The sequence below is a fragment of the Bacillus bingmayongensis genome, assembly GCF_000299035.1.
In the GTDB taxonomy this organism is placed as follows: Bacteria; Bacillota; Bacilli; order Bacillales; family Bacillaceae_G; genus Bacillus_A; species Bacillus_A bingmayongensis.
In genome coordinates this window covers 50,988-75,835 of record NZ_JH921518.1, presented here as the reverse complement: position 1 = coordinate 75,835, position 24,848 = coordinate 50,988, and the positions used below count along the sequence as shown (strand labels likewise).

General features: G+C 35.8%; 23 protein-coding genes and 3 pseudogenes. 22 read left to right on the top strand and 4 right to left on the bottom strand.

Annotated elements, in window-relative coordinates; genetic code table 11:
* Window position 1: 1 nt before the first annotated feature.
* Window positions 2–742, top strand: coding sequence for a M15 family metallopeptidase (locus tag Y7E_RS0114945; protein WP_017152077.1), 741 nt, complete (start codon window positions 2–4; stop codon window positions 740–742).
* Window positions 743–765: 23 nt separating this feature from the next.
* Window positions 766–1,212, top strand: a complete 447-nt coding sequence (locus tag Y7E_RS0114940) for an NUDIX hydrolase (protein WP_017152076.1) — start codon at window positions 766–768, stop codon at window positions 1,210–1,212.
* A gap of 376 nt (window positions 1,213–1,588) precedes the next feature.
* Here the strand turns inward: Y7E_RS0114940 and Y7E_RS0114935 are convergent, their stop codons facing one another.
* Complete coding sequence (locus Y7E_RS0114935) at window positions 1,589–2,767, bottom strand: MFS transporter (RefSeq protein ID WP_087957957.1); 1,179 nt, start codon at window positions 2,765–2,767, stop codon at window positions 1,589–1,591.
* Between the two features lie 317 nt (window positions 2,768–3,084).
* Between Y7E_RS0114935 and Y7E_RS0114930 the strand changes: the two genes are divergently transcribed.
* The 17 genes from Y7E_RS0114930 (at window position 3,085) to alr (ending at window position 18,670) form a co-directional block, all read left to right on the top strand.
* Window positions 3,085–3,513 carry an NfeD family protein gene (locus Y7E_RS0114930; RefSeq protein ID WP_017152074.1) on the top strand — a complete coding sequence of 143 codons (429 nt, stop codon included), beginning with the start codon at window positions 3,085–3,087 and terminating at the stop codon, window positions 3,511–3,513.
* A gap of 2 nt (window positions 3,514–3,515) precedes the next feature.
* Window positions 3,516–4,484, top strand: a complete 969-nt coding sequence (locus Y7E_RS0114925; protein WP_017152073.1) for an SPFH domain-containing protein — start codon at window positions 3,516–3,518, stop codon at window positions 4,482–4,484.
* Between the two features lie 307 nt (window positions 4,485–4,791).
* Entirely contained in the window at window positions 4,792–5,943 is a 1,152-nt protein-coding gene (gene spoIIP, locus Y7E_RS0114920; protein ID WP_081584683.1) for a stage II sporulation protein P, read from the top strand.
* A gap of 200 nt (window positions 5,944–6,143) precedes the next feature.
* Window positions 6,144–7,616: a 4-hydroxyphenylacetate 3-hydroxylase family protein gene (locus Y7E_RS0114915; RefSeq protein WP_017152071.1), complete on the top strand. Its 1,473-nt coding sequence runs from the start codon at window positions 6,144–6,146 to the stop codon at window positions 7,614–7,616.
* Between the two features lie 152 nt (window positions 7,617–7,768).
* Complete coding sequence (locus Y7E_RS0114910; RefSeq protein WP_017152070.1) at window positions 7,769–8,515, top strand: IclR family transcriptional regulator; 747 nt, start codon at window positions 7,769–7,771, stop codon at window positions 8,513–8,515.
* Between the two features lie 19 nt (window positions 8,516–8,534).
* Window positions 8,535–9,083: an FAD synthetase family protein gene (locus Y7E_RS0114905; RefSeq protein ID WP_017152069.1), complete on the top strand. Its 549-nt coding sequence runs from the start codon at window positions 8,535–8,537 to the stop codon at window positions 9,081–9,083.
* A gap of 28 nt (window positions 9,084–9,111) precedes the next feature.
* A complete protein-coding gene (gene nbaC / locus Y7E_RS0114900) occupies window positions 9,112–9,651 on the top strand; it encodes a 3-hydroxyanthranilate 3,4-dioxygenase (RefSeq protein ID WP_017152068.1) in 540 nt (179 codons plus the stop codon).
* Entirely contained in the window at window positions 9,636–10,679 is a 1,044-nt protein-coding gene (locus Y7E_RS0114895) for an amidohydrolase family protein (RefSeq protein WP_034278614.1), read from the top strand. Before nbaC ends, Y7E_RS0114895 begins: the two co-directional genes overlap by 16 nt.
* A complete protein-coding gene (locus Y7E_RS0114890) occupies window positions 10,651–11,109 on the top strand; it encodes a RidA family protein (RefSeq protein ID WP_017152066.1) in 459 nt (152 codons plus the stop codon). The genes Y7E_RS0114895 and Y7E_RS0114890 overlap by 29 nt, the downstream gene beginning before the upstream one ends.
* A gap of 12 nt (window positions 11,110–11,121) precedes the next feature.
* Entirely contained in the window at window positions 11,122–12,591 is a 1,470-nt protein-coding gene (locus Y7E_RS0114885; RefSeq protein WP_017152065.1) for an aldehyde dehydrogenase, read from the top strand.
* A 75-nt stretch (window positions 12,592–12,666) separates the two neighbouring features.
* Complete coding sequence (locus Y7E_RS0114880) at window positions 12,667–13,446, top strand: 2-keto-4-pentenoate hydratase (RefSeq protein WP_017152064.1); 780 nt, start codon at window positions 12,667–12,669, stop codon at window positions 13,444–13,446.
* A 32-nt stretch (window positions 13,447–13,478) separates the two neighbouring features.
* Window positions 13,479–14,378 (top strand): acetaldehyde dehydrogenase (acetylating), encoded by a 900-nt coding sequence (locus tag Y7E_RS0114875; RefSeq protein ID WP_017152063.1) that lies wholly within the window; start codon window positions 13,479–13,481, stop codon window positions 14,376–14,378.
* Window positions 14,365–15,390 carry a 4-hydroxy-2-oxovalerate aldolase gene (gene dmpG, locus Y7E_RS0114870; RefSeq protein ID WP_017152062.1) on the top strand — a complete coding sequence of 342 codons (1,026 nt, stop codon included), beginning with the start codon at window positions 14,365–14,367 and terminating at the stop codon, window positions 15,388–15,390. Before Y7E_RS0114875 ends, dmpG begins: the two co-directional genes overlap by 14 nt.
* Window positions 15,391–15,393: 3 nt before the next feature.
* On the top strand, window positions 15,394–16,182 hold the full coding sequence (locus Y7E_RS0114865) for a 2-keto-4-pentenoate hydratase (RefSeq protein WP_017152061.1): 789 nt from the start codon (window positions 15,394–15,396) through the stop codon (window positions 16,180–16,182).
* A 21-nt stretch (window positions 16,183–16,203) separates the two neighbouring features.
* Entirely contained in the window at window positions 16,204–16,398 is a 195-nt protein-coding gene (locus Y7E_RS0114860; protein WP_026049218.1) for a 4-oxalocrotonate tautomerase, read from the top strand.
* A gap of 119 nt (window positions 16,399–16,517) precedes the next feature.
* Window positions 16,518–17,294, top strand: a complete 777-nt coding sequence (locus tag Y7E_RS0114855) for a Cof-type HAD-IIB family hydrolase (protein WP_017152059.1) — start codon at window positions 16,518–16,520, stop codon at window positions 17,292–17,294.
* A 200-nt stretch (window positions 17,295–17,494) separates the two neighbouring features.
* Window positions 17,495–18,670 carry an alanine racemase gene (gene alr, locus Y7E_RS0114850; RefSeq protein ID WP_017152058.1) on the top strand — a complete coding sequence of 392 codons (1,176 nt, stop codon included), beginning with the start codon at window positions 17,495–17,497 and terminating at the stop codon, window positions 18,668–18,670.
* Between the two features lie 124 nt (window positions 18,671–18,794).
* Here the strand turns inward: alr and Y7E_RS31790 are convergent.
* Both Y7E_RS31790 and Y7E_RS34445 read right to left on the bottom strand, forming a co-directional pair.
* Window positions 18,795–19,135 (bottom strand): annotated as a pseudogene (locus Y7E_RS31790) (GNAT family N-acetyltransferase); the annotation flags it as partial.
* 27 nt (window positions 19,136–19,162) lie between these two features.
* A pseudogene (locus tag Y7E_RS34445) lies at window positions 19,163–19,288 on the bottom strand (nitrate reductase); the annotation flags it as partial.
* A gap of 453 nt (window positions 19,289–19,741) precedes the next feature.
* Between Y7E_RS34445 and Y7E_RS0114845 the strand changes: the two are divergent.
* The 3 genes and pseudogenes from Y7E_RS0114845 to Y7E_RS29945 all read left to right on the top strand — a co-directional run bounded on the left by Y7E_RS0114845 (window position 19,742) and on the right by Y7E_RS29945 (window position 23,279).
* Window positions 19,742–20,947 (top strand): macrolide family glycosyltransferase, encoded by a 1,206-nt coding sequence (locus tag Y7E_RS0114845; RefSeq protein ID WP_017152057.1) that lies wholly within the window; start codon window positions 19,742–19,744, stop codon window positions 20,945–20,947.
* A gap of 78 nt (window positions 20,948–21,025) precedes the next feature.
* The gene (locus Y7E_RS0114840) at window positions 21,026–22,240 is read left to right on the top strand and encodes a macrolide family glycosyltransferase (RefSeq protein ID WP_017152056.1); all 1,215 of its coding nucleotides are present in this window, start codon (window positions 21,026–21,028) and stop codon (window positions 22,238–22,240) included.
* A gap of 239 nt (window positions 22,241–22,479) precedes the next feature.
* Window positions 22,480–23,279: pseudogene (locus Y7E_RS29945) on the top strand (YitT family protein).
* Between the two features lie 24 nt (window positions 23,280–23,303).
* On the opposite strand, the gene pdxR reads toward Y7E_RS29945, so the two are convergent.
* Window positions 23,304–24,725, bottom strand: coding sequence for a MocR-like pyridoxine biosynthesis transcription factor PdxR (pdxR, locus tag Y7E_RS0114830; RefSeq protein ID WP_017152054.1), 1,422 nt, complete (start codon window positions 24,723–24,725; stop codon window positions 23,304–23,306).
* Between the last annotated feature and the right edge of the window lie 123 nt (window positions 24,726–24,848).

The window sequence follows — 24,848 nt, the reverse complement described above, 5'->3', positions numbered from 1 at the left end:
TATGAAAAAAAGATGGGCACTACTGAGTGTCGTAGTAGTTGCAATTATTATTGGAGTGGCAGGTATTAATTATAAAATGTATAAAGATAAACAAACGCAAGAGGTGAATAGTAGCATTGTATTTCCAAAAGAGCAAGAAACAATCGCTACAACAGAAGGCGATATTGCGGTTGTGAATAATCCTGATTCTATACTTGTACTTGTAAATAAAAGCAGACGGTTACCAGATCACTATAAGCCACAAGATTTAGTCATTCCGAAAGTACGTTACTCAAGTGAAGGAGATCAAGAGAAGAAGAAAATGAGGAAAGAAGCAGCGCAGGCACTTGAGAAGATGTTTCAGCAAGGAGATCAAGAAAGAATGTTTCTTTTTGCAGTCTCTGGGTTCAGGTCTTTTGACCGGCAAAAAGCATTGAATACAATGTACAAAATTCAAGATGGAGAAGCGAAAACAGCTATGTCGAGTGCGATTCCAGGAACGAGTGAACATCAAACGGGACTTGCAATGGATATTACATCACAATCTGCTAAATTTCAATTAGAATCTATTTTTGGGGATACAAAGGAAGGGAAATGGCTTGCTGAAAATGCACATAAGTTCGGCTTTGTCATTCGATATACAAAAGAAAAGGAATCTATTACTGGTTATCGGTATGAACCTTGGCACGTACGTTATGTAGGGAATCCGCAAGCTACGTATTTATATGAAAATCAACTCACCTTAGAAGAAGCGATGAAATAATCAATTGAGGGGAGATGGACCAGATGACGATGTTATATAAGAAAAAGGTATATGCATACATTACAAGGGAAAAAGAAGGAGTTACACAATTACTTGTTTTTACACATCGTGATATGCCAGAAGCAGGTATACAGGTCCCAGGTGGAACAGTTGATGAAGGAGAAAAATTAGAACCAGCAGTACTGCGTGAAGTATTACAAGAGTCTGGAATTCGTCATTTATGTATAGAACGTTTCATTGATGATTATATCATCTATGTGAAAGAAAAACAGGAGTATCAAAAGCGTCACTTCTTTCACATTTCATTATTAACAGATGTAAAAGATATGTGGGAACATATAGTAAGTGCAGGAGAGGAAGATGAGGGCCTAACATTTTGTTATGAATGGGTTGATATAGCAAAGTGTCCTGTATTAGCAGGGAATCAAGGTGAATTTGTACATTTGTTAGAGGACGTATATGTGAAATAAAAGAGAGTTTGAAAATAGGAAGAAAATAAATGTGATTGTTACCAACGTTTTAGATAGTTTTATTCGTCTAAGGCGTTTTTTATTTTGTTTGAAGGTTTTTATGTATGGTAGACGAAATGTTTAAACAGATGTGAATTTGTCAAAATGAGGAGACAAGGCAATGATTAAAGCTAATAAGTAATAAGATAAGATTTGAAAGTGCGCAAGAATATGACGGAGTTAGCGAAGGGACTTTAATCAAACTTGTATACGCGTTTGAACAAGCTACAAAGCATAGAAGAAGCCCAAATTTGTCGTAAATATAGTAGTAAAAGGATAGAAGATACTCTATCCTTTTTGTATGCTGTAAAGTTTTATATGTAAAAAAACAGTGAAATCAAAGAGAAACATCCTTTTCTTGTTGCTTCGTATGTTTTAGTAAAATAAATGATAAACAAGCAGAACATAAAATGAGGATAGAAGCAATGATATAGATAGTACGGACACCGAGCATATCGGTAATAATACCAACACTTAGCATAGAAATCCCTGAAACAGTCGAAGTAAGAGCGCCGTGAGCTGTATACATTTTTGATAATAGAGATGGCGGTACACTTGATTGTAAAACGGTTGTTTGAGAAATATCCCGAATTTGATAGGAAGGCCCCATTAGAAGACAAAGAAACAGTGCAATAAATCCGTTACTTGTGATGCCATATAAGAACGTAAGTACGCTAAATAGAAGTGATCCTAAAGCCATTGAGCGTATTAAATTATTTTGAATATATGTACTGATTCGCCATGCTAATAGCCCACCAATTAATGTTCCGATATAATAACTCGTGTTGATATACCCCCACCATTCTTCTCCTTTATGTAGAGCGGTTGTTACATATGCCATCGTAATACCGCCAATCCATATCGTTCCAGCAAATGTTTCAATTAAGTCCATATATGTAACTGTACGGAGGGAAGGATGCTGAAATAACAGTTTCCATCCTTCTATTAATGTAGCTGATTTGGAGGGTGATTTCTCTATTGTTTGTTCAGTTTGTATAGTGCGCAATGAAACATATAATGCAATACACCCAAAAATCATTAATATGTTGTTTATCATAAATGTAGAAGTAGCTCCAATGAAAAGGACAACTACACTTGTGAATGAATAAGCAGCCGCCTGAACAATTTGCGTTGAAAAGGAAAAGACACTATTTACTTTCACTAATTTTTCTTGCAGTGTTAGGCGTGGAATAACGGCGTATAATAAAGGAGAACTCCAACCTCTACATAATGAAATAAGAATAATGAAAGTCAAAAGAGTTATAACGTTTGATGATAGAATAGGAAATAGTATAGTCAAGAGAATTAAAAGGAACGTTTTGACCCATTGTAGCGTGAAAAGTAATGAATAAGACGGAAAACGATTCATTAGAAGTGGTGCAGATGTACTTGCAATAAGGCTTGCAATAACTCGTAATAATGGAAAAAGAGCTGTGATAGTAGCTGATTTGGTTGTCATATAAATATGAGTAGTAAGAATCATTACATAAACAACATCGGCGAGAGTGATACACATTTTTGAAAACCAATAACAGGGTAACGAGTGTTGGTTCAATAAGAGTACCGCCTTTCAAATAATAACGATTTTTTCTTTGAAATAATTATAATCTGAAAAATTAATTTTTAAAAGAATTTTATTTTTTGTAACTTTTATAAAGGGATTTTTATGTATAATAAAGAATATATTAATATATCATTTTAATAATACCCATTGTAACAGTGAATATGTATAGTAGCTTCCATCAAAACGTCCCGTATGCATTAGGAGGACGTGATAAACAATTCTTTTTTTCATATACATATAGAAAATAAAAAAGAAAGTGAGGGTTGCATATGGCTGGATGGGTAGTTTGGTTTATTATAGCTGGTGTTTTATTTATTGCAGAAATGCTATCGATTACTTTTTACATGTTATGGCTTGGAATCGGAGCGGTTGTCGGAGGTCTAATTGCACTATTTGCCCCAGAAGCGCTATTCTTACAAGTTGTTATAGGGGCAATTGTGAGTTTAACATTGACTTTCTTTACGAAACGAATCTCTAAAAATTTCCGAGAGGCAAAAGGGTTTATTGATACTGTCGATAAACTGGCTGGTAAAAAAGGAATTATCATGCAAGCGATTACAAATGAAGAGAATGGAATTGTGAAAGTAGATGGAGATACTTGGACTGCTATTTCAGATGTTCCCATTTCCGCTGGGGAAAGAGTCATTGTTATAAAGAGGAGCAGTACAGTTTTACATGTGAAAAAGGAGAGTGAATAAACATGGTAGCATTAACATTAACGATTATTTTTGCATTAATTGTTGTTGTATTTGTAGCGTTAACAATTAAAATCATTTCGCAGCAAAAGGTGGCAGTTGTTGAAAGGTTTGGTAAATTTCAACGCATTATGCATCCAGGATTAAACATTTTAATTCCTATTGTAGATCGCGTTCGTGTTTATCATGATTTACGTATTCAACAAACAAATGTACCACCACAAAAAGTTATTACGAAAGATAACGTACAAGTAGAAATTGATACGATTATTTTCTATCAAATCGTTGAACCGGAACTTGCGACATATGGTATTTCAAATTATGAATATGGTGTTCGTAATATTACATCTGCAACAATGCGTCAAATTATCGGTAAGATGGAACTGGATGAAACATTATCAGGGCGTGAAAAAATTTCAACAGAAATTCGTTTAGCACTTGATGAAGCAACAGAAAAATGGGGCGTTCGTATTGAACGTGTAGAAGTTGTTGATATTAATCCGCCAAAAGATGTGCAAGCGGCGATGGAAAAACAAATGAAAGCAGAGCGTAATAAGCGTGCGATTATTCTAGAAGCAGAAGCGGCTAAACAAGATAAAGTTCTTCGTGCTGAAGGGGAAAAACAAAGTAAAATCTTGATGGCTGAAGGGGATAAAGAAGCGCGTATTCGCGAAGCGGAAGGTATACGAGAAGCGAAAGAACTAGAAGCACAAGGGGAAGCGAGAGCGATTGAAACGATTGCGAAAGCAGAACAAAACCGAATCGAATTACTACGTGCAGCTGATTTAGATGAGCGTGTTCTTGCTTATAAATCATTTGAGTCATTGGCTGAGGTTGCAAAAGGACCAGCTAATAAAGTCTTCATCCCATCTAATGCAATTGAAACACTTGGCACACTTGGTGCAATCGGTGAAATTTTCAAAGAAAAACAAGCGAAGAAATTGCCTTCTTCTGATACACCAAAAGAACAATAGCAATGAGAAAGAGAAATGGGTCGCCATTTCTCTTTTTTATTTAGAGGGAATCATATGAGAAAGGCTTTAAAAAGGATGGAAATCTGTATGGTGGTAGTATTTGTTTTGATTTGGTACTGGGGCTGAAAGATATTATTTACACTATTCTGTTTGGTTACATTGGCTGTATATCATTTGATTTTTTTTAAGTTTTATCAACGCATATCAATCGAAGAAAAAAGTATTTGCATTGCTATTCTTTTTAGCTGTTGTATTAAATATAACAAGGGTATTCAAAATGTATATTACATAAAGCTTGTACATATCCATGTATAGAGAGGGTGATACATTGAAAAAGTATGCAACTCATATACATGGAAAGAAACTGATATTTTTAATCTTGTCGTATGCATTTGTCGTGATAGTAGCGGCGTCTATTGTAACTTCGCTTTTACATACAATGAAATCTTATTATGCAAATCAGTGGTTTGGTAAAGTTTCGATGCAAGGGTTTGTTCAAATGCTGGAGAGTGAAAATCATTATTTTGCATTTGATTATTTTAAAACAAATAAACGAGAATCAGTTGGGAATTTGATATTTTCTATTGCAACGGATCTTAAAATACAAGATTTAAGAACATTCGTTGGGAAAGAAGTGCCGGGAATGTCAAAATACTATTCTAATATTATCGTAGCAGGAGAAGGAACGGACTATACAAATATTCCGAACGAATCCAGTGTCCCAATTGAAGAGGTAACGAAAGAACGTGAAGTCGCAAAAGGTAAAGTTACAGAAGCAGATAAAAAGAATCCTGTACAAAAAAATAAAAGCGATGTAAAAGGTGAAAAAGCCGTATATATTTATCACACGCATAGTTGGGAATCTTTCTATCCATTGTTACCTGGGGCGAAAAATCCATCAAGTCCTGATGTAAATGTCTCGCTACTAGGAGAGCGTCTAAAAGAACAGCTGGAAGGACAGGGAATACCGGTTCTTCATGACAAAACAAATATGGGGGATTTATTAGCGAATAAGAAATGGAAATGGTATCAAGCGTATACTGCATCTCATGGATATGTGAAAGAAGCGTTGTCACAAAATAAAAATATTATGTTTCCAATTGATATTCACAGGGATGATCAGCGGAAGAATGTTACGACAAAAGTGATTAATGGAAAATCTTATGCGAGACTGTATTTTATTATTGGGATGGAAAATAAAGGACGTTCTAATAATGAAAAGATTGCAAAAGCGATAAATTCATATTTAGATGAAAATTATTATGGATTAAGTAGAGGCATTTTCCCGAAATATAAAAAAGATGGAAATGGTGTTTATAATCAGGATTTATCAAAAAATGCCATGCTGATTGAAGTGGGCGGTGTTGATAATACGTTGGAAGAGCTGTATAACACAATTGATGTTTTGACAGAGGCGTTTAGTAAATATTATTGGGATGCAGAGAAGGTGAATGGATGATGTAAGAGGGACAGGAAACTGTTCCTTTTTTTATGTCTCTTAAAAAATTTACTAGAATTTCATAATGTGAAATAAGGCAGTCGTTTTGAGTAGAGATTGTTTTATAATAATTAAAAATTCTGTCAATTATAAAGGGTGACTAGAATTTCTAAACTTATTTGTATAGTAAACTTCAAAATGTATATATTGGAGGGGTAAACATGGCGATTCGAACAGGGGCTCAGTATATTGAAGGATTAAAGGCGAGAAATCCTGAAATTTGGATTGGTGGAAGAAGAGTAACAGATGTTGTAAATGAAGATGTTTTTCGGGAACCGATTTTACAAATTGCAAACCTATATGATATGCAGCATGATCCAAAATATCAAGATAAGATTACCCACATATGCGAAGAGACCGGAGAGCGGGTTTCGAATGCATTTTTAGTGCCGAGAAATTATGAGGATTTAAAAGCGCGTCGTGAATTGTTTGAGGTATGGGCTAAAGCTACCTTTGGTTTAATGGGCAGAACGCCAGATTTTTTAAATGTTACGGTCACTTCAATGGCGAGCAATGCATGGTTTTTTGAAAAATTTGATTCCTCATGGGGGGGAAATATAAAGAATTATTATAAACATATACGTGATCAAGATTTGTTTTTAACACATGCGATCATTAATCCACAAAATGACCGAAGTAAAGCGTCACATCAACAAGAAGATGAAACGATGCATTTAGGTGTAGTGAGTGAAACGGAAGAGGGAATGTATGTGAGCGGAGCTAAAATGTTAGCAACTCTTGCACCGATTACAGATGAAGTAATCATTTATTCCTATCCGAGCTTTAAAACAGGTGATGAGCGTCATGCAATCTCTTTTGCAGTTCCAATTGATGCACCAGGGTTAAGAATTCTTTGTCGTGAGCCAATGCAAGATGGAAAACGATCATTATTCGATCATCCACTTGCATCAAGGTTTGAAGAAATGGATGCATTACTTGTATTTCATAATGTATTTATTCCATGGGATAAGGTGTTTATTTATCAAAGTGTAGAGGCTGGAAATCAGCTGTATCCTAAAACAGGAATTGGACATCAACCGGCACACCAATCGGGAATCAGGGGTCTGGTAAAGCTTTCTTTTGCCGCTGAAGTGGCGATCAAGCTAGCAGATTCAATTGGAGTAGACGGCTTTTTAAACGTACAAAATCAGTTAGCAGAATTAATACAAGATGTAGAAACAATTCGAGCGCTCTTACAAGTAGCAGAATATGAGTATGAAATGAATGCATATGGTGAAGCTGTACCAGCAAGGTTACCTCTTGATACGATACGTAGTTTATTACCTAAAATGTATCCGCGTGCTATTGAAATTATTCAAACAATTGGTGCTGGTGGACTGCTAATGTCGCCAACTGGTGCGGACTTTATGAATCCAGAAATTCAAGATGATATGCATAAATATTATCTTGGGCGTGAAGGGGTATCTTCTGAGGAACGTGTTCGCTTATTTAAATTAGCTTGGGATTTATGTGGTGAAGCATTTGGACAACGTTTATTACAATATGAGCGTTATTATTCTGGCGATCCAGTTCGAAAAATGGGTATGTTTTATAATGCGTATAAAAAACAACAATCTTTATCCCTTGTGAATAATGCTTTGCAAACGAGTTCATCTGAAAGCGCATTAAGTTAACTACAAAATGATTGCGCTTACAAATTTGAGTGGAAAAGGAAGGAGCAACAAATAGATAACAAGAATTTTACTGTTAGGATGTAAATCTTCCTATAGGTTTAGCTCTATATGAATCTGAAAATATGTAACTGGAATAGAGGAGGTAAGTTATTTTGATCGCTTCTATCAGTAAAATTTGCAAAATTCTAAATTGTTTCACGAATGATGAGCCAGTATTAGGAAACTCAGAAATTGCAGCGAAATTAAATATGAATCCGAGTACAGTTCATCATCTTGTTCGTACATTGTGTGAAGAAGGTATGCTCATTCGAGATGAACAAAGAAAATACCGGCTTGGTTGGAAATTACTTGAGTGGGGCAATCAAGTAATGTTCCAACAAGAGATTTATAGTGGGGCAATTCCAATTGTAGAAGAGCTTGTGAGGAAATTTAATGGAACAGTGCATATTGGTATGTTTGATCGCGGAGACGTTGTATTTATTTTGAAAGTTTCATCAAAGGATTCCGTTCAAATTTCAACTCATGTTGGATCTAGGAAGCCTGCATATTGTACAAGTACAGGGAAAGTACTGCTTTCATTTAATCCTTCTTCTTTAGAGTACACTTCAGAGCATGCGCTTTTGCCCAGGGCGCCAAATACGATTACCTGTATGAAGAAATTTCAAAAGGAATTACAGACAATTCGTAAGCAAGGTTATTCCATAAGTGATAACGAAAATGAGCATGGACTATATGGAATTGCCGCTCCTATTCGTTCTTACACTGGAAGAACGATTGCGGCTCTTAATATTGTTGGGCCAATAACGTATATGCAAGGCAGTAATCGTCAAGTCATGATTCGAAGTGTAATGAATACGGCAAATTTAATTTCAAAAGAATTTGGTTATTTAGATATTTGATGCCGATTAAAAAAGAGAGGTGAAAATCATTTATATACATGATCATTGTGTACCTAAATTAATAAAATCGATTGTTTCCATTGGAGCTTTTGATGGTGTTCATAAAGGACATCAAACTGTTATTAGAAACGCGGTGGAGAAATCTAAAGAACTACAGATTACAAATGTCGTGTATACATTTGATCCACCACCACGTGCTTATTTCAAGGGAGCTCAAGTATTAACAACAATTGATGAGAAATTAAATCGATTTCAAGAACTTGGTGTTGAACATGTAATTGTTATTCGTTTTGATGAAGCGTATGTAATGAGAACGGCTAGTCACTTTGTTCAAGAGTTACAAAAGTTATGCCCAGTAGGGATTTATGTAGGAGAAGATTTTCGGTTTGGAAAAGATCGTGAAGGTGATATAGGACTGTTAATGAAATATTTTGATGTTTCTATTGTTGAAGAAATTTGCTGTGAAGAAGGTGAAAGGATTTCTTCAACGAGAATTCGAAATCATTTATTTCAAGGAGAATTACAGAGGTCTCAATCTTTATTAGGATGGTCTCTTAAAACTATATAAATGGGATGAATTATAAGGAGGAAAAAACATGTCAAAAACATTACAATCTTTTAATTTACTAAAATGGATTGATGAAAATAAAGAGTTATTGAAACCACCGGTGAATAACAAGGTAATTTGGCAAGACTCAGAGTTTATTGCCATGATATTAGGAGGGCCAAATAGAAGACGTGATTTCCATGTAGATCCTTCAGATGAATTTTTTTATCAAATAAAAGGCGAATGTTATGTGGAATGTATTACGGAAGAGGGGAAACGTGAAGTTGTTACAGTGAAAGAAGGCGATGTATTTATGTTACCAGCTATGGTGCCACATTCGCCGCACCGCGTTGCAGACACGTATGGATTAGTAATTGAAAGGAAACGTAATCAAGGAGAACTTGAAGATTTTGTTTGGTTTTGTGATGAGTGTAATCATGAAATGCATCGCGTACGAGTTCAATTAAACGATATTGAAAAGCAAGTGAAAGAAGCGATTCATAGTTTTAATTCAAATAAGGAAATTCGTGCGTGCAAAAACTGCGGGCATATTATGCCAGAAGAAGTGGAGGAATGGAAGTGCGAATAGATTTTCATACACATATTATTCCTGAAACATTTCCGGATTTTGAGGAGAAGTTTGGTGGTGGACGTTGGCCAATATTAAATCGCACTTGTACATGTGGTGCGGCCATTATGATTGGAGGGAAAAACTTTCGCGATGTGACAGATCAAGTATGGTGTCCGGAGAAAAGAATTGAAGATATGGACCGTGAAGGCGTAGATATACAAGTACTATCACCAATTCCTGTTACATTTTCTTATTGGGCAAAACCAGAAGAAGCAGAAGCAATGGCGCGTATTCAAAATGATTTTATTGCGGAAACAGTCCAGGCATATCCAGATCGTTTTGTTGGATTAGGAACAGTGCCGATGCAAGATGGAGAAACTGCAGTTCGTGAGATGGAGCGATGTATAAAGGAATTAAGGTTACATGGAATCGAAATTGGAACGAATGTAAATGGGAAAAATTTAGATGATCCCTCATTTATTGAATTTTTCCGAATGGCTGAAAAGTGGCAAGTCCCGATTTTTATTCATCCATGGGAAACATTAGGACGTGATAGAATGCCACATCATAATTTTATGTATACCGTTGGGATGCCAAGTGAAACGGCACTTGCCGCAGCCACACTTATATGGAGTGGGATAATGGAGAAGTTTCCTAGGCTAAAGATTTGTTTTGCTCATGGTGGTGGTTCATTCCCGTATATTTTGCCGCGATTAGATCAAGGATGGCAAGTATGGCCGCATCTGAGACTAACTACGTACCCTCCTAGCCATTATGCAAAGAAATTTTATTTCGATTCTTTAAACTATGATCCTATCAATCTTAAATATATGATAGAGCGATTTGGACATGAAAAGATTTTTATGGGATCGGATTATCCGTTTTTACTACGGGAAATTCATCCAGGTAAAGTAATTGACGAGACACTTGAGTTATCCGAGGAGCAAAAGGAAGCTATGCTTGGTGGAAATGCAGCGAGCTTCTTAAATATTGATATGAAAAAAAGAGGTGTAGTATATGCAGAAAGTACAAACACCAGAGAGTAAATTAAATGAAATGGGACTTACACTACCAGCTATTCGTCCGGCGGTAGGTAATTATGTAAGTTGTGTAAGGGTTGGAAACTTATTATTTACTGCTGGACAAGGTGTTGACCAGTACCACGGGAAATTAGGTAAGGATGTATCAATAGAAGATGGATATAAAGCAGCAAGACAGTCAATGTTGAACGTATTAAGTGTCGTAAAGAATGAAATAGGTGATTTAAATAAAGTGAAACGAGTTGTGAAGTTACTTGGTTTTGTAAACAGTACAGAAGATTTTATTAATCAACCAAAAGTGATGAATGGTGCATCTGACTTATTAGTAGATGTTTTTGGTGAGAAGGGAAAGCATGCTCGTTCTGCTGTTGGAATGGCTCAACTACCGAACAATACAACAATTGAAATTGAGATGGTTTTAGAAATTGAAGAGTAGGAGGCAAAGAGTGTGAATAAAGAACTGTTAACTGAAAAAATGAAAGTAAAAGATGCAAAGTTATTTATTGGTGGTGAATATGTTGATGCGATGTCCGGCGAAACGTTCGATACGTTCAACCCATCGACAAATAGAAAACTTGCCTCTGTTGCACAAGCAAATGAAGAGGATGCAAAGCGAGCGATAGATGTGGCAGAGCGTACGTTTACAAATGGTATTTGGAGTAAAATGCCTGTAGAAGAACGGTCCACTATTTTATGTAAAATGTCCGATTTGATTATGGAAAAAGTGGATGAGTTAGCGTATATTGAGACACTTGATGTTGGAAAGCCGATAAAAGAAAGCCGTGGCTTCGATATTCCGCGTTCTGCTCATAATTTTCGTTTCTTTGCTGAGATGGCAAAGTATATGGTGCATGAACATTATGATAAACATAACTTTATGTCGTATGCGAAATATGCACCAGCAGGAGTGACGAGCCTAATTATTCCTTGGAATTTACCATTTATGCAGATGACATGGAAGGTGTCAGCTGCATTAGCTGCTGGTAATACAGTTGTTGTAAAACCAGCGTCTTACACACCGCTAAGTGCAGTTATGCTTGGCGCAATTGCGAATGAGGCTGGGCTACCTCCTGGCGTACTTAATATTATTACTGGTCCAGGGAGTACGGTAGGAACAAAAATGACGACATATCCTGCTGTAAGGCGTATTTCATTCGTAGGAGAAAGTAATACAGGAAAAACAATTATGCGGAATGCCTCAGAAAACTTAATACCAGTTTCGTTAGAATTAGGCGGGAAATCAGCGAATATTGTATTTGAAGATGCTGATTTAGATGAAGCGATACAAGGATCAATTGAAGCGATTTATCGGAATCAAGGAGAAATTTGTTTAGCTGGCTCAAGGTTACTTGTACAAGAAAGTGTATATGAACAGTTTTTAGAGAAATTTGTAGCAGCCGTAAAAAAGATAAAAGTGGGAGATCCCCTTGGTGAAGATACAGATATGGGAGCACTTGTTTCAAAATCACATTTAGAAACAGTTGATCGTTACGTAGAAATTGGTCTTTCAGAAGGAGCAAAATTAGCCCATGGCGGAAAAAGGATCGAGGGTCTAGCGCAAGGGAATTTTTATGAACCAACTGTATTATATGATGTTGATAACCGTATGCGTGTAGCCCAAGAGGAAATTTTTGGTCCAGTTTTAGTTGTTATTCCATTTAAAACAGAAAAAGATGCAATTCGTATCGCAAATGATTCTATTTATGGCTTAGCAGGGGTTGTTTGGACAAATGATCTTCGAAGAGCACAGCGAGTTGTTTCGCAAATTGATTCGGGCTTGTTATGGATTAATTGTTGGTATGTTCGAGATTTACGTACCCCATTTGGTGGTTCTAAGGCAAGTGGTATTGGCCGAGAAGGTGGACGCCATAGCTTTGAATTTTATACGGAAGCGAAGACAGTCACGATGAAATTATAAAGTGAAACTCCATCAGTGGAATGGTATTTCCACTGATGTGTTATAAATATAGATTCTAATAATGAGGTGAGATAAATGCAAGTGTTAATAAAGGAATTAGCAGATGAACTGTTGCAGGCAGAACAAACGTGTAGACCAATTTCTTCTTTTACAGAAAGGTATCCAAATTTATCAGTTTCAGATTCGTATAGCATTCAGCTCGAAGTAGTGGGACGAAAACTAAAACAAGGACGTAAAGTGATTGGGAAAAAAGTCGGACTTACGAGTCATGCCATGCAACAAATGCTTGGAGTAAATGAACCAGATTACGGACATTTACTAGATGATATGAAAGTAGAAAGTGGAAGTATAATCTCTGTAGATTCATTTGTATCTCCGAAAGTAGAAGCAGAAATTGGATTTGTTTTAGCAGAGGATTTGAGTGGACCTAATATTACATATATAGACGTTTTAATGGCAACGAAATATATTGTACCTACACTTGAAATTATTGATAGTCGTATTGCAGATTGGAAGATTAAGCTTGCTGATACAGTAGCGGATAATGGTTCATCTGCGAAAGTAGTCGTTGGTGATAAGTTTTCTGATGTATCTGAAGTAGATTTACGTACAGCTGGAATGGCGTTTTATAAAAATAATAGTTTAATTGCTACTGGAGCAGGGGCAGCGGCATTAGGACATCCTGCGCAAGCTGTTGCTTGGCTAGCGAATAAACTTAGTGAATTTCATATTTCATTGAAGGCAGGGGAATTAATTTTGCCAGGTGCATTATCAAGCGCTGTTTCAGTTCAATGTAATGATGTAATTCAAGCTGATTTCGGGTCTCTTGGTTCGGTTTCTATTAAATTTGTATAATTTTATGATTGTGTGAAAAGGAGGGGATATATGTGAGGAAAGTGAAGGCGGCTATTATAGGTTCTGGAAATATCGGTACGGATTTAATGTACAAATTAAGAAAAAGTGAAGGTATCGAAATGACTGCTATGATTGGGATAGATTCTGAATCAGACGGATTAAAGCGAGCGGAGAAAGAAGGGTATGCGGTTTTTGATAATGGTATACAAGCAATCATTGAGAATCCTAGTATAGCGGATATTATATTTGATGCAACGTCAGCCAAAGCTCATATTCGGCATGCGGAAGTTTTAAGAGGGCTAGGAAAACTAGTAATTGATTTGACACCAGCAGCATGTGGTCCATTTGTTTGTCCAGCAGTGCAAGGTGAAAATCATATAGAAGTACGAAACGTCAATATGATTACATGTGGCGGGCAAGCAACAATTCCGATTGTCCATGCTATTAATGAAGTAGCGGACGTTACGTATGCGGAAATAGTTGCTACGATTTCGAGTTTAAGTGCAGGGCCAGGTACACGGGCAAATATTGATGAATTTACGATTACAACAAAGCGTGGGATTGAAGAAGTCGGCGGAGCAGATTGTGGAAAAGCACTTATTATATTAAACCCTGCAGATCCTCCTATATTAATGAGAGATACAGTATATTGTGAAGTTAAGCATATGGATGAATTCTCACTTCAGCAGGCGATTTGTAAGATGGTTGAAATAGTTAAGTCATATGTTCCAGGGTATTCTTTAAAACAAGAACCAATGTTTGATGGGAACTGTGTGACTGTATTTTTGGAGGTAGAAGGAGCTGGAGATTACTTTCCTCCTTACGCTGGTAATTTAGATATTATGACAGCGGCGGCATTAAAAGTTGGAGAAGGGTTTGCATGCCGAATAATTGAAAGGCAGGAACGAGGTGTGATGAATGAAACGAAATAGTGATATGCCAATCAAAATAACTGAAGTTTGTTTACGTGATGGAAGTCATGTAATGAGGCATCAATTTACAGAGGAACAAGTTCGTTCTGTAACTAGGTCGTTGGATGAGGCTGGTATGCATTATATTGAAGTCAGTCATGGGGATGGGTTAGGTGGTTCTACACTGCAATATGGAAAGTCGTTAGTAGATGAAATGAAACTTATTGAAGCGGCAGTAGAAGAGTGTAAACATGCTAAGGTAGCGGTTTTACTTATTCCTGGCATTGGTACGATCCATGAATTAAAACAAGCAAAGAGCATTGGAGCGAAACTTGTTCGCGTAGCAACTCATGTAACGGAGGCGGATGTTTCGGCGCAGCATATTCACTTTGCGCGAGAGTTAGGTATGGAAGTGTGTGGATTTTTAATGATGGCACATTCGGCACCTATTGAGAAATTAGTAGAACAAGCAAAGCTTATGGAGAACTATGGAGCACAAGCTGTCTATGTAACAGATTCAGCTGGCGCTTTATTGTCACATGAAGTACGCGAACGTATTCAGGCATTACGGCAATCTTTAAATATTGAAATTGGCTTCCATGGTCATAATAATCTTTCTGTTGCAGTAGCAAATACGATTACTGCAATTGAAGAAGGAGCAACTCGTATTGATGGAAGTGTCCGCTGTCTTGGAGCCGGAGCTGGGAATGCGCAAACAGAGGTGTTATTAGCTGTACTGGATCGCATGGGGTATAAGTTAGATATAGATTTATATAAAATGATGGATTTAGCAGAAGATATTGTTGCACCGCTCTTACCGGGACCACAAGAAATTCAAAAAGGTAGTCTTGTAATGGGGTATGCCGGTGTATATTCAAGCTTTTTATTACATGCTGAGAGAGCGGCTCATAGATTTAATGTAGATGCTCGTGATATTTTAATAGAACTTGGTAAGAGGAAAGTAGTTGGTGGTCAAGAGGATATGATTTTAGATGTAGCAGCTGAATTAGCGAAGATAAAAGCGGGGGTGTAAAATATGGCTTTAGTTAAAGGGGCGGATTTGGAGATTGTTGAATATTTACTTCAGGCCGAGAGGAAACGAAAAGAAGTAGTAAAGGTAACGGATCAGCATCCTGATTTAACAGTAGAAGATGCTTACATATTGCAGAATCGGTTAGTTGAACAGAAGATGAAAGAAGGATCGAAAAGAGTTGGAGTAAAGCTTGGATTAACAAGTAAAGCGAAACAACAAATGATGGGGATTGATGAAGCGATTTACGGCTATTTATTACATGATATGTTAGCGTTTGAATGGGAACCTGTGCAGTATGAAACGCTAATTCATCCAAAAGTAGAACCAGAGATTGCCTTTTTAATGGGGGAGGATTTACAAGGTACTAACGTTACAGCGGATGATGTATTAAAGGCAACAAAATATGTTGCGCCAGCTTTGGAAATTATTGATAGTCGTTATTTGAATTTTAAATTTACATTACCTGATGTAATTGCGGATAATTGCTCATCCTCAAAATTTCTATTAGGGAGTAAATGGGTTAATGCTAAGGAAATAGATTTAGCTAATATCGGAATGGTGATGTCGAAAAATGGTAAAATGGCCACAACAGGAGCGGGAGCAGCGGTACTTGGACATCCTGCAACGGCAATTGCTTGGGCGGTAAATAAGCTTGGATTACAAAATGAGGGGTTGAAAAAAGGTGATATTGTACTAAGCGGGGCATTATCTGAAGCAATTGCTTTTAAAGCTGGTGACGCTATTATTGCACAGTTTGAAGGTTTGGGTAGTGTATCAATGTTTTGTGAATAAAGAGTAAAGTGAGAGATGAGTATGCCAATTGTACAAATTCAAATTATTGAAGGTAGAAAACAGGAGCAGATTCAAAGTCTCATTTCGAATGTTACAGATGCGGTTGCCAAAAGTTTGGAGGTGGATGCTGAACGAGTACGCGTCCTAGTAAATGAGATTCCAGGTTCACATTGGGGTGTTGGAGGAAAGGTAAAAGGTAGTGTGGAAGAAAAATAATAATTTCGAGTAGAAGCGATTCTTAATCCTAATAAGAATCGCTTATTTGTTTGAAGAATCAGAAATAATGTGTTAATATCTTTCTTTGTTTAAAGAGGATAAGAGAAAGAGAGGGTAATATGTATAAAATTGTATTTTTTGATGTTGATGGTACTTTATTGAGTGAAATTGACAGGAGTATCCTTGCGAGTACGAAAGAAGCGATTGGGAAGTTGATTGGAAAAGGAATTATAGTAGTAGTTACAACAGGGAGGCCTTACAATTTATGTGCAGAATTTAAAGAGATAGGCATAGATACGTTTATTTCCGCGAATGGTGCACATATAAAATGTAATGATACAGTTATACATAAATCAGTGCTTTCGAGAGAAACAGTTCATGATATCACAACTTTTGCCGAGTTAAATGGTCATGGTGTTTCTTATTTTACAGAGGAATTCGCAATGAATGGCATGGCTTCTAATGATGAAAGGGTAATGAAAGCATTAAAAGAGACTTTAAACCTACAACAATATCCTGAAAAAATGAAATCCCTTTCAGATGAGGTTTATTGCGTGTGTTTGTATGCGGATGAAACAGAAGCTCAAAAATTTCTAGAAAGATTTCCAGCACTTAAATTTGATCGTTTTCATGGATATGTTATGAATGTACTTGAGGATACTGAAGTTTCTAAGCTAACTGCTATTAAAAAGGTATTGGATTATCTAAATATTTGTGAATCGGAAGCAATTGCTTTTGGAGACGGTGGAAATGATGGTGATATGTTAGAGTATGTAGGTTTAGGAATTGCCATGGGAAATGGCGGGGAAAGGCTAAAGCAAAAGGCAGACTTCGTTACAAAAAAGGCAAGTGAAGGTGGGATAGCCTATGCATTAAAGGAGTTTGGTGTCATTTAAGGTGATGCAATGCAGCTTGAACAAACATTGTAATTCTCCTCGTCTCCGTATATAATAATGTCTTGAGGGTGTTATATCATATTCAAAATTCCGAAAATTCTAGTAGTTTGACTAGGGAAATGAAAAGTATTATATTGTAAAAGGTCATAATGAACGAGAAATAGAATGGAAAGCAATTATTGAGTTAGGAGTTTAGACCAATGAGTTCGAGATATGGAAGAGATACAGTTGTTGAAATTAATTTAGATGCTGTAAAACATAATGTGAGAGAATTTAAAAAACGTGTAAACGATAAAAATATTGCAATGATGGCAGCTGTAAAGGCGAATGGTTATGGACACGGGGCGGTTGAAGTTGCAAAAGCGGCAATTGAGGCAGGAGTGAATCAACTTGCTGTTGCATTTGTAGATGAAGGAATCGAACTACGCGAAGCAGGAGTTACTGTGCCAATTTTAGTTTTAGGTTATACACCAGTGGAAGCTGCTAAAGATGCGATTGAATACGATATCATGATGACGGTATATAGAATAGAAGATTTAAAAGGTATTAATGAAATTGCTAAGCAGCTTGAAAAGAAAGCCCGTATTCAAGTGAAAATTGATACAGGCATGAGTCGTATTGGTTTACAAGAAGAGGAAGTCATACCATTTCTAGAAGAATTAAAAAACATGAAGTATGTAGAAATAGAAGGTATGTTTACACATTACTCTACAGCTGATGAAATCGATAAAACATATACAAATATGCAAACGAGTTTATTTGAGAAAGCTGTAAATACAGCGAAAGAAATGGGAATTCATCTTCCGTATATCCACAGTTCAAATAGTGCTGGATCAATGGAAGTTAGCAATACATTTCAAAATATGGTCCGCGTTGGAATTGGCGTATACGGTATGTATCCTTCAAGAGAAGTAGATCATACAGTTGTTTCCTTAGAGCCGGCATTATCATTAAAGTCGAAAGTTGCTCATATTAAACATGCGAAAAAAGATCGTGGTGTAAGTTATGGGAATACGTATGTGACAACAGGCGAAGAGTGGATTGCAACTGTTCCAATTGGCTATGCAGATGGGTATAACCGTCTGTTGTCAAATAAGGGACAGGCGCTAATTAATGGAATTCGTGTACCAGTTCTTGGTCGCGTTTGTATGGATCAATTAATGTTAGATGTTACGAAAGCAATGCCTGTACACGTAGGGGATGAAGTAGTTTTCTACGGTAAACAAGGTGAAGAAGAAATTCCTGTAGAAGAAATAGCTGATATGCTTGGTACCATTAATTATGAAGTGACTTGTATGTTAGATCGAAGAATCCCGCGTGTATATAAAGAAAACGGCGAAACGACGGCTGTTGTGAATATATTAAGAAAAAAATAAATGGAAAAAGGGCTGAATCATCATATTATGGTTCAGCCCTTTTGTTACTATTGAATCAATATAGAGCCTGATTCGTAAGGGTTAATATTCATTAGGGATGAAAAACACTGATTAAAGTTTCATTTTATGGTAGCAAATTATAATAATCATACTGCGTTGTACTCTCGAAACCATATTGTTTATAAAGGTTAAGAGCATAATTGTTTTTAGTTTCAACCTCTAATTCAATCTTCGTTTTTTCCTCGGTCAATAGCTGATGTACTGCAAAATGCTTTTTCTATATCCTTTTCCTTGATAAGAAGGATGTACAGCGAATCCCGATATGAAAGTACCTTCTTTCTGTTTGTTTACTGTAATGGTTCCTATCGGTTATTTATCAATTAGAGCGATATATACTTGGTGAGCAGGTGATGACATTATTTTTTGTAACCATGCAGATGTATCTGCTGTAGAACCTCTAAAAGCATTTTAAAAGTAGATAGGATGTTGTAACTATTCCTCTAAATCCACACTTCCTTGAACGGATAATAACTGATATAAATAACGGTAAGGTGCACGGCATTGTTGTAAATCGGGAATTGGCATGATGGTTTCGTAGCCTTTTCGAAATGCATGAGCCTATTTTTCTGTAAATTCGATAAATTGATTATATAATAGAATTGAAGATAAGTGATGAATTATATAAAAATAATAAATAAGGAGGATTATTAACTTTGAAAAGTAGCGAGATACGGGGGAGGAAGTTCCTATAAAATATGAATTTCTCTATTTTTATAGGAATTATCAAAATAATATTTTTCAACTTTTTTTGAGCTATTAGTGGATGATTAAGGATTTAACAAGAGATTATAGATGTGTTTTTTGAAATGTGAATTGTGATTAGGTCGAGGATTCTGGCTGAATTAAGAATGTAATGTGTAAGGGGAAGCTGCTATGAAAATATTTCTCAATAATAAAATCCGGTTAAATATATGAAAAGTTAATAGACTATCATATATAATAAATCGCAAATCATTAATAAAATTAATTATTAAGTTAACTTTGTTAATGGTTAGGAAAGGGGAGAGTATTATGGCGAAAGTTCTTGTGATTAATTTTCCTGGAGAAGGGCATATCAATCCAACGTTAGCAGTTGTAAGTGAATTAATAAAAAGAGGAGAAAAAGTTGTTTCGTATTGTATTGAGGATTATAGAAATAAAATTGAAGCAACAGGTGCTGAATTTCGATCATATGAGAATTTTCTTCCTCAAATCAATATAATGAATCGGATTCAACAAGGGAATAGTTCTTTGGAGATGTTGTCAAAAATGATTGAAGCTACTGATCGTATTGTAGGTGATATTCTAGAGGAAATAAAAGAAGAACAGTATGAGTATATAATTTATGATAATCATTTTGCGGTAGGATACATTCTTGCAACTGTCTTGCAGTTACCCAAAATTTCTTCGTGTACAACTTTTGCTTTTAATAACAATATCTCATTTCATGATACTAATGAGCTTAGAAAAAAAATAGATGAAAGTTCCCCATTGTACCAGTCTTGTGTATTTGGGATGAAAAGATGGGAAGAGAAATATGGAATAAAATGTAATGACTTATTTGATATTATGAATCACCCAGGAGATATTACCATTGTATATACGTCAGAACAATACCAACCTTATTCTCATACATTTGATGAATCTTTTAAATTTGTTGGCTCTTCAATTGCGCCACGTAAGGATGTAGAAAGCTTTCAAGTGGAGGATTTAAAAAAGAAGCCAGTAATTTTCATTTCGATGGGGACGATCTTTAATGAACAACCAGAACTATACGAAAAATGCTTTGAAGCATTTCAAGATATAGATGCAGTTGTCGTGTTAGTAGTTGGTAACAAAATAAATATAAGGCAATTTGAAGAAATTCCAGCGAATTTTAAGATATATAACTACGTACCACAGTTAGAAGTACTACAACATACAAATGTATTTATTACACACGGAGGAATGAATAGTTCTAGTGAGGGTTTATATTATGGGGTTCCATTAGTTGTAATTCCGGTTATAGGAGATCAACCTTTTGTAGCAAAACGTGTCGAAGAATTAGGAGCAGGGATTCAGTTGGATCGCACAAATTTAACCGCTGAAATCTTACGTGAAGCAGTAGAAAAGGTACTAGATAATAAAAGTTTTAGAGAAAAAAGTTGTGAAATTGGGGAGTCCTTACAAGCGGCGGGTGGATATAAAAAAGCTGTAGATGAAATTGTAACATTCACATCAACTATTGTGCATAAATAATTACATTCAATTAGAAAATAATAAGTGACAACTAGAAATCTACTCTAATGAAAATGTATAGAAAATGGAGTGATTTTTATGTCAAAAGTACTTGTAATTAATTTTCCAGCAGAAGGTCATATCAATCCTACAATAGGCCTTGTGAAAGAACTTGTTAATAGAGGGGAAGAAGTTATTTACTATTGTGAGGAAGAATATCGTTCTAGGTTGCAAAATACCGGTGTTGCATTTCGAAATTTTAAGGACCATTTGAAAGAAATTCGTTTAAATGACAGAATGAAGGATATGTTTAATCCGGTACAAATGATATATAGATTCTTAAATGCAACTGAAAATGCACTTCCTTTTCTTTTAAAAGAAATTAACTGTGAAAAGTTTGATTATATCATTTATGATCAACATTTTTTGTTAGGAAGATTTTTAGCTGAAATCTTACAATTACCATCGATTGCTTCTTGCACAACATTTGCAATGAATAAGGAGGTTTTTGAGAAATTATCTGTGCAAAAAAGTAAAGTGGATACGAATTCACCTTTATATAAGGAATGTCAAGAGATTTTAGATAGAATAAGTAATCGTTATGAACTACAAATTGGTTCTCTTGAACAGCTTTTTTATTATGAAAGTGATATGACATTAGTTTTTACTTCTGAATATTTTCAACCACAAGCAGAGCAATTTCAAAGTAATGTTAAGTTTGTAGGTCCTTCTATCAATGCACGTGAGGAGAGAATCGATTTTCCATTTGATAAGCTAGTAGGAAAAGAGGTAATTTACCTTTCAATGGGAACAGAGCTGAATCAACAACTAGAACTATATAACACATGTTTTCATGCTTTAGAAGAATTTGATGGAGTTGTTGTAATGTCTGTTGGTAAGGAAACGGATGTAACGAAACTCACAAATATTCCATCTAATTTTATTGTTCGTCCTTACGTTCCACAACTAGAAGTCTTAAAATATACGAATGTATTTATTACCCACGGCGGTATGAACAGCGTGAGCGAAGGACTTTATTATGATACACCACTTATTGTGTTACCAATTACAAATGATCAACCTTTTGTGGCAAGACGAGTCGAAGAATTAAATGCTGGTATTGTTTTAGATTATAAAAATGTCACATCGGATGCATTGCGAGAAACGGTAAACCATCTCCTTAATAATCAAGTTTATAAAGAGGGAAGTAGAACAGTAGGGTTAAGTCTACGGAAAGCGGGAGGTTATAAAAAGGCAGTAGATGAAATATTTAAATTAAAAAAAGAGACTATATCTAGTTCCCTTCAAAAATAAATAGGAAATTCTAAAATACACACTTCTGCAAAAGTGTGTATTTTGGCTTGAAACGCAGATGGAATTTATAAAAATTACCAAAAAAGTGAAGATTTTGTGTATATAAAGTAATTTCTTTGTATTTCTAGAAAAATTTCAGTATGGTAATACTAAGAAAATATATCTGTTTTGGGGGTAATGAATGAAAAATATTTGAATATGTGTTATTAACAATTGGATCGATTATTGTAGCGGGTTCAATGGAGCTTATTTTAGCGCCAAACGGATTAGTAGATGGTGGGGTAACAGCCATTTTTCTATTATGGCAAATAAAGTTGCTGGATTGCCGCTGTACGGTGTGTTTTTAGGACTTAACATTCCTATTTTATTATTTACTGCAAAAGTAATGGGGAAAAAGTTCTTTATTCGTACGTCCTATGCAAATATTGTAACAACTCTTGGTTTAATCTACTTAAAGCCATTTCCAGCTATAACAACATCTGAATTACTAATTGTCTTGTATGGCAGGGTGTTATTTGGAATTGGTGTTGGAATTGTTGTGAAAATGGGCGGTGCAATTGACGGGTCAGAAATGTTAGCAGTCTGGATGAACAAACATTTTAAAGTGCCAATTAGTACATTTTTACTGGCTGTAAATGCTGTTATTTTTGTATTTGTGGCTATTTTATTTTCAATCGAGCAAGCAATGTTCTCACTTGCAATTTTCTATATTGTTACGAAGATGATTGATTTCATATTAGATGGCATTAATCAAGGCAAGAGTGTCATGATTATTTCGAGTAAAAATAAAGAAATTGGTGAACTTCTTATGAAAGAGTTACAACTTTCTGTTACGTATCTACATGGAGAAGGTGGTTTTTTAGGAGAACATCAGAGAATTATCTATTGTATTACAAACCGTTTTATTTATCCAAAGATGAAAGATCTCGTTCTCTCTGTAGATTCAAGTGCCATCATTGAAGCTTCTTATTCAACAGAAACAACTGGTGTGAAACGTCCAGGGATGTCATCACGTTCAGGGCAAACATCAAATGATTAGACATAAAAAAGCTGCTTCTTGCAATTACTTTTGCGAGGAGCAGCTTTTTTTAGCAAACCAAGCTTTTTTTAATAACGCTACAACGTTTTCAATTGCATCGATTGGTATCCCACCGAAACCTAGTAATACGTAAGATTCTTTTTGTAAATTATTTACTGAATCGTATATGGATAGAGGATAAACTTTTACATGTTTTTCAGCAGCTGATTGAATGAGTTCATGTTCATTCATGCCGTTATGAACATGGAGTACGATATGAAGTCCAGATTGATCTCCAAGTATATCAACATCAGTGCCCATTTGGCTTACAAGTGATTTGATTAGTTGATGATGTTTTTTCTTATATAATGTACGAACGCGGTTTAAGTGTCGTTCCCAATCTCCTTTTTGAATGAAGTTAGCAAGAGCAAGCTGTTGTATTTTAGAAACAGTTTGTTTAAAAATGCCCCCGAAGTGTTTATAGACTTCCAAAAGATGATTAGGGAGAACGATATAGCCCATTCTTAAGGAAGGTAAAAATGATTTTGAAAAAGTTCCCATGTAAATCACACGTTCATTTGTATCAAGCCCTTGCAAGGAGGGGATTGGTTTTCCAACGTAGCGAAACTCTCCGTCGTAATCGTCTTCGATAATATGGCCAGAGCAATCATTGGCCCATTTTAATAACTCAAGTCGCCTTGATAAAGGCATAATCATGCCATATGGAAATTGATGAGAAGGGGTAACATAAGCAACGTTCGCATTGCAATTATTGAGAGATGAAATGTTCATTCCTTTCTTATCCAATGAGACAGGATGAATAGGAAGACCACAGCTTTGAATAATGGCTTTTACGCGATGGAATCCAGGGTTTTCAATTGCATATGACTTTTGCTTTCCAAGTAATTGAATCAGTAACCAAAGAAGGGGCTGTGTACCAGCGCCGATAATAATTTGATCAGGAGTGCAGTGAACTCCGCGAGCATGGTACAAATACTTTGCAATGTAAGTGCGAAGTATTTGTTCTCCTTGTGGGTCTTCTTTTGTAAATAAGTCGTTTTCATATTGGAGTAAACATTCTTGCAGTGCTCTTTTCCAATTTGAGAGTGGAAAAGCTGTTTGATCGACATTTCCTTGGCTACAATCAAAATAGAGCGCGTTTTTTCTTGTTTTTTCAGCGTGATAAGATGGAGCTTGTAGATTATTTGAAATAACATCCATATCTACTTCGATAACAAATATACCGCGCTTTGGTTTACTCTCCACATAGCCTTCTGCAGACAACTGCTGATAAGCTGACTCGACTGTAATTCGACTAACACCAAGTTGTAATGCCAAATTTCGGTGAGAAGGAAGACGTGTTCCGGCAGGGAGCGTTCCCTTTAAGATTTCTTGTTTCATGTAATTATAAATTTGTATATAGATAGGTGTTTGACTTTCTAATTGTAGTGGAATGATTAAATCCATTGGATGCGCTCTCCTTTAAAACTGGCCTTATAAAAAAGAAATGAACTGCCACTTAAGAAAAGAGCAGTCTTTATTTATACTAATGATATAACATTTAGAAAATTTTATAAATAGTCAGGGGAG

What these genes read in the sequence shown, in the direction of transcription:
- Y7E_RS0114945 (WP_017152077.1), top strand. Translation starts at nt 2, where the DNA reads ATGAAAAAAAGATGGGCACTACTGAGTGTCGTAGTAGTTGCAATTATT.
- Y7E_RS0114940 (WP_017152076.1), top strand. Translation starts at nt 766, where the DNA reads ATGACGATGTTATATAAGAAAAAGGTATATGCATACATTACAAGGGAA.
- Y7E_RS0114935 (WP_087957957.1), bottom strand. Translation starts at nt 2,767, where the DNA reads ATGTGTATCACTCTCGCCGATGTTGTTTATGTAATGATTCTTACTACT.
- Y7E_RS0114930 (WP_017152074.1), top strand. Translation starts at nt 3,085, where the DNA reads ATGGCTGGATGGGTAGTTTGGTTTATTATAGCTGGTGTTTTATTTATT.
- Y7E_RS0114925 (WP_017152073.1), top strand. Translation starts at nt 3,516, where the DNA reads ATGGTAGCATTAACATTAACGATTATTTTTGCATTAATTGTTGTTGTA.
- spoIIP (WP_081584683.1), top strand. Translation starts at nt 4,792, where the DNA reads ATGTATAGAGAGGGTGATACATTGAAAAAGTATGCAACTCATATACAT.
- Y7E_RS0114915 (WP_017152071.1), top strand. Translation starts at nt 6,144, where the DNA reads ATGGCGATTCGAACAGGGGCTCAGTATATTGAAGGATTAAAGGCGAGA.
- nbaC (WP_017152068.1), top strand. Translation starts at nt 9,112, where the DNA reads ATGTCAAAAACATTACAATCTTTTAATTTACTAAAATGGATTGATGAA.
- Y7E_RS0114895 (WP_034278614.1), top strand. Translation starts at nt 9,636, where the DNA reads ATGGAAGTGCGAATAGATTTTCATACACATATTATTCCTGAAACATTT.
- Y7E_RS0114890 (WP_017152066.1), top strand. Translation starts at nt 10,651, where the DNA reads ATGCAGAAAGTACAAACACCAGAGAGTAAATTAAATGAAATGGGACTT.
- Y7E_RS0114880 (WP_017152064.1), top strand. Translation starts at nt 12,667, where the DNA reads ATGCAAGTGTTAATAAAGGAATTAGCAGATGAACTGTTGCAGGCAGAA.
- dmpG (WP_017152062.1), top strand. Translation starts at nt 14,365, where the DNA reads ATGAAACGAAATAGTGATATGCCAATCAAAATAACTGAAGTTTGTTTA.
- Y7E_RS0114865 (WP_017152061.1), top strand. Translation starts at nt 15,394, where the DNA reads ATGGCTTTAGTTAAAGGGGCGGATTTGGAGATTGTTGAATATTTACTT.
- Y7E_RS0114860 (WP_026049218.1), top strand. Translation starts at nt 16,204, where the DNA reads ATGCCAATTGTACAAATTCAAATTATTGAAGGTAGAAAACAGGAGCAG.
- Y7E_RS0114855 (WP_017152059.1), top strand. Translation starts at nt 16,518, where the DNA reads ATGTATAAAATTGTATTTTTTGATGTTGATGGTACTTTATTGAGTGAA.
- alr (WP_017152058.1), top strand. Translation starts at nt 17,495, where the DNA reads ATGAGTTCGAGATATGGAAGAGATACAGTTGTTGAAATTAATTTAGAT.
- Y7E_RS0114845 (WP_017152057.1), top strand. Translation starts at nt 19,742, where the DNA reads ATGGCGAAAGTTCTTGTGATTAATTTTCCTGGAGAAGGGCATATCAAT.
- Y7E_RS0114840 (WP_017152056.1), top strand. Translation starts at nt 21,026, where the DNA reads ATGTCAAAAGTACTTGTAATTAATTTTCCAGCAGAAGGTCATATCAAT.
- pdxR (WP_017152054.1), bottom strand. Translation starts at nt 24,725, where the DNA reads ATGGATTTAATCATTCCACTACAATTAGAAAGTCAAACACCTATCTAT.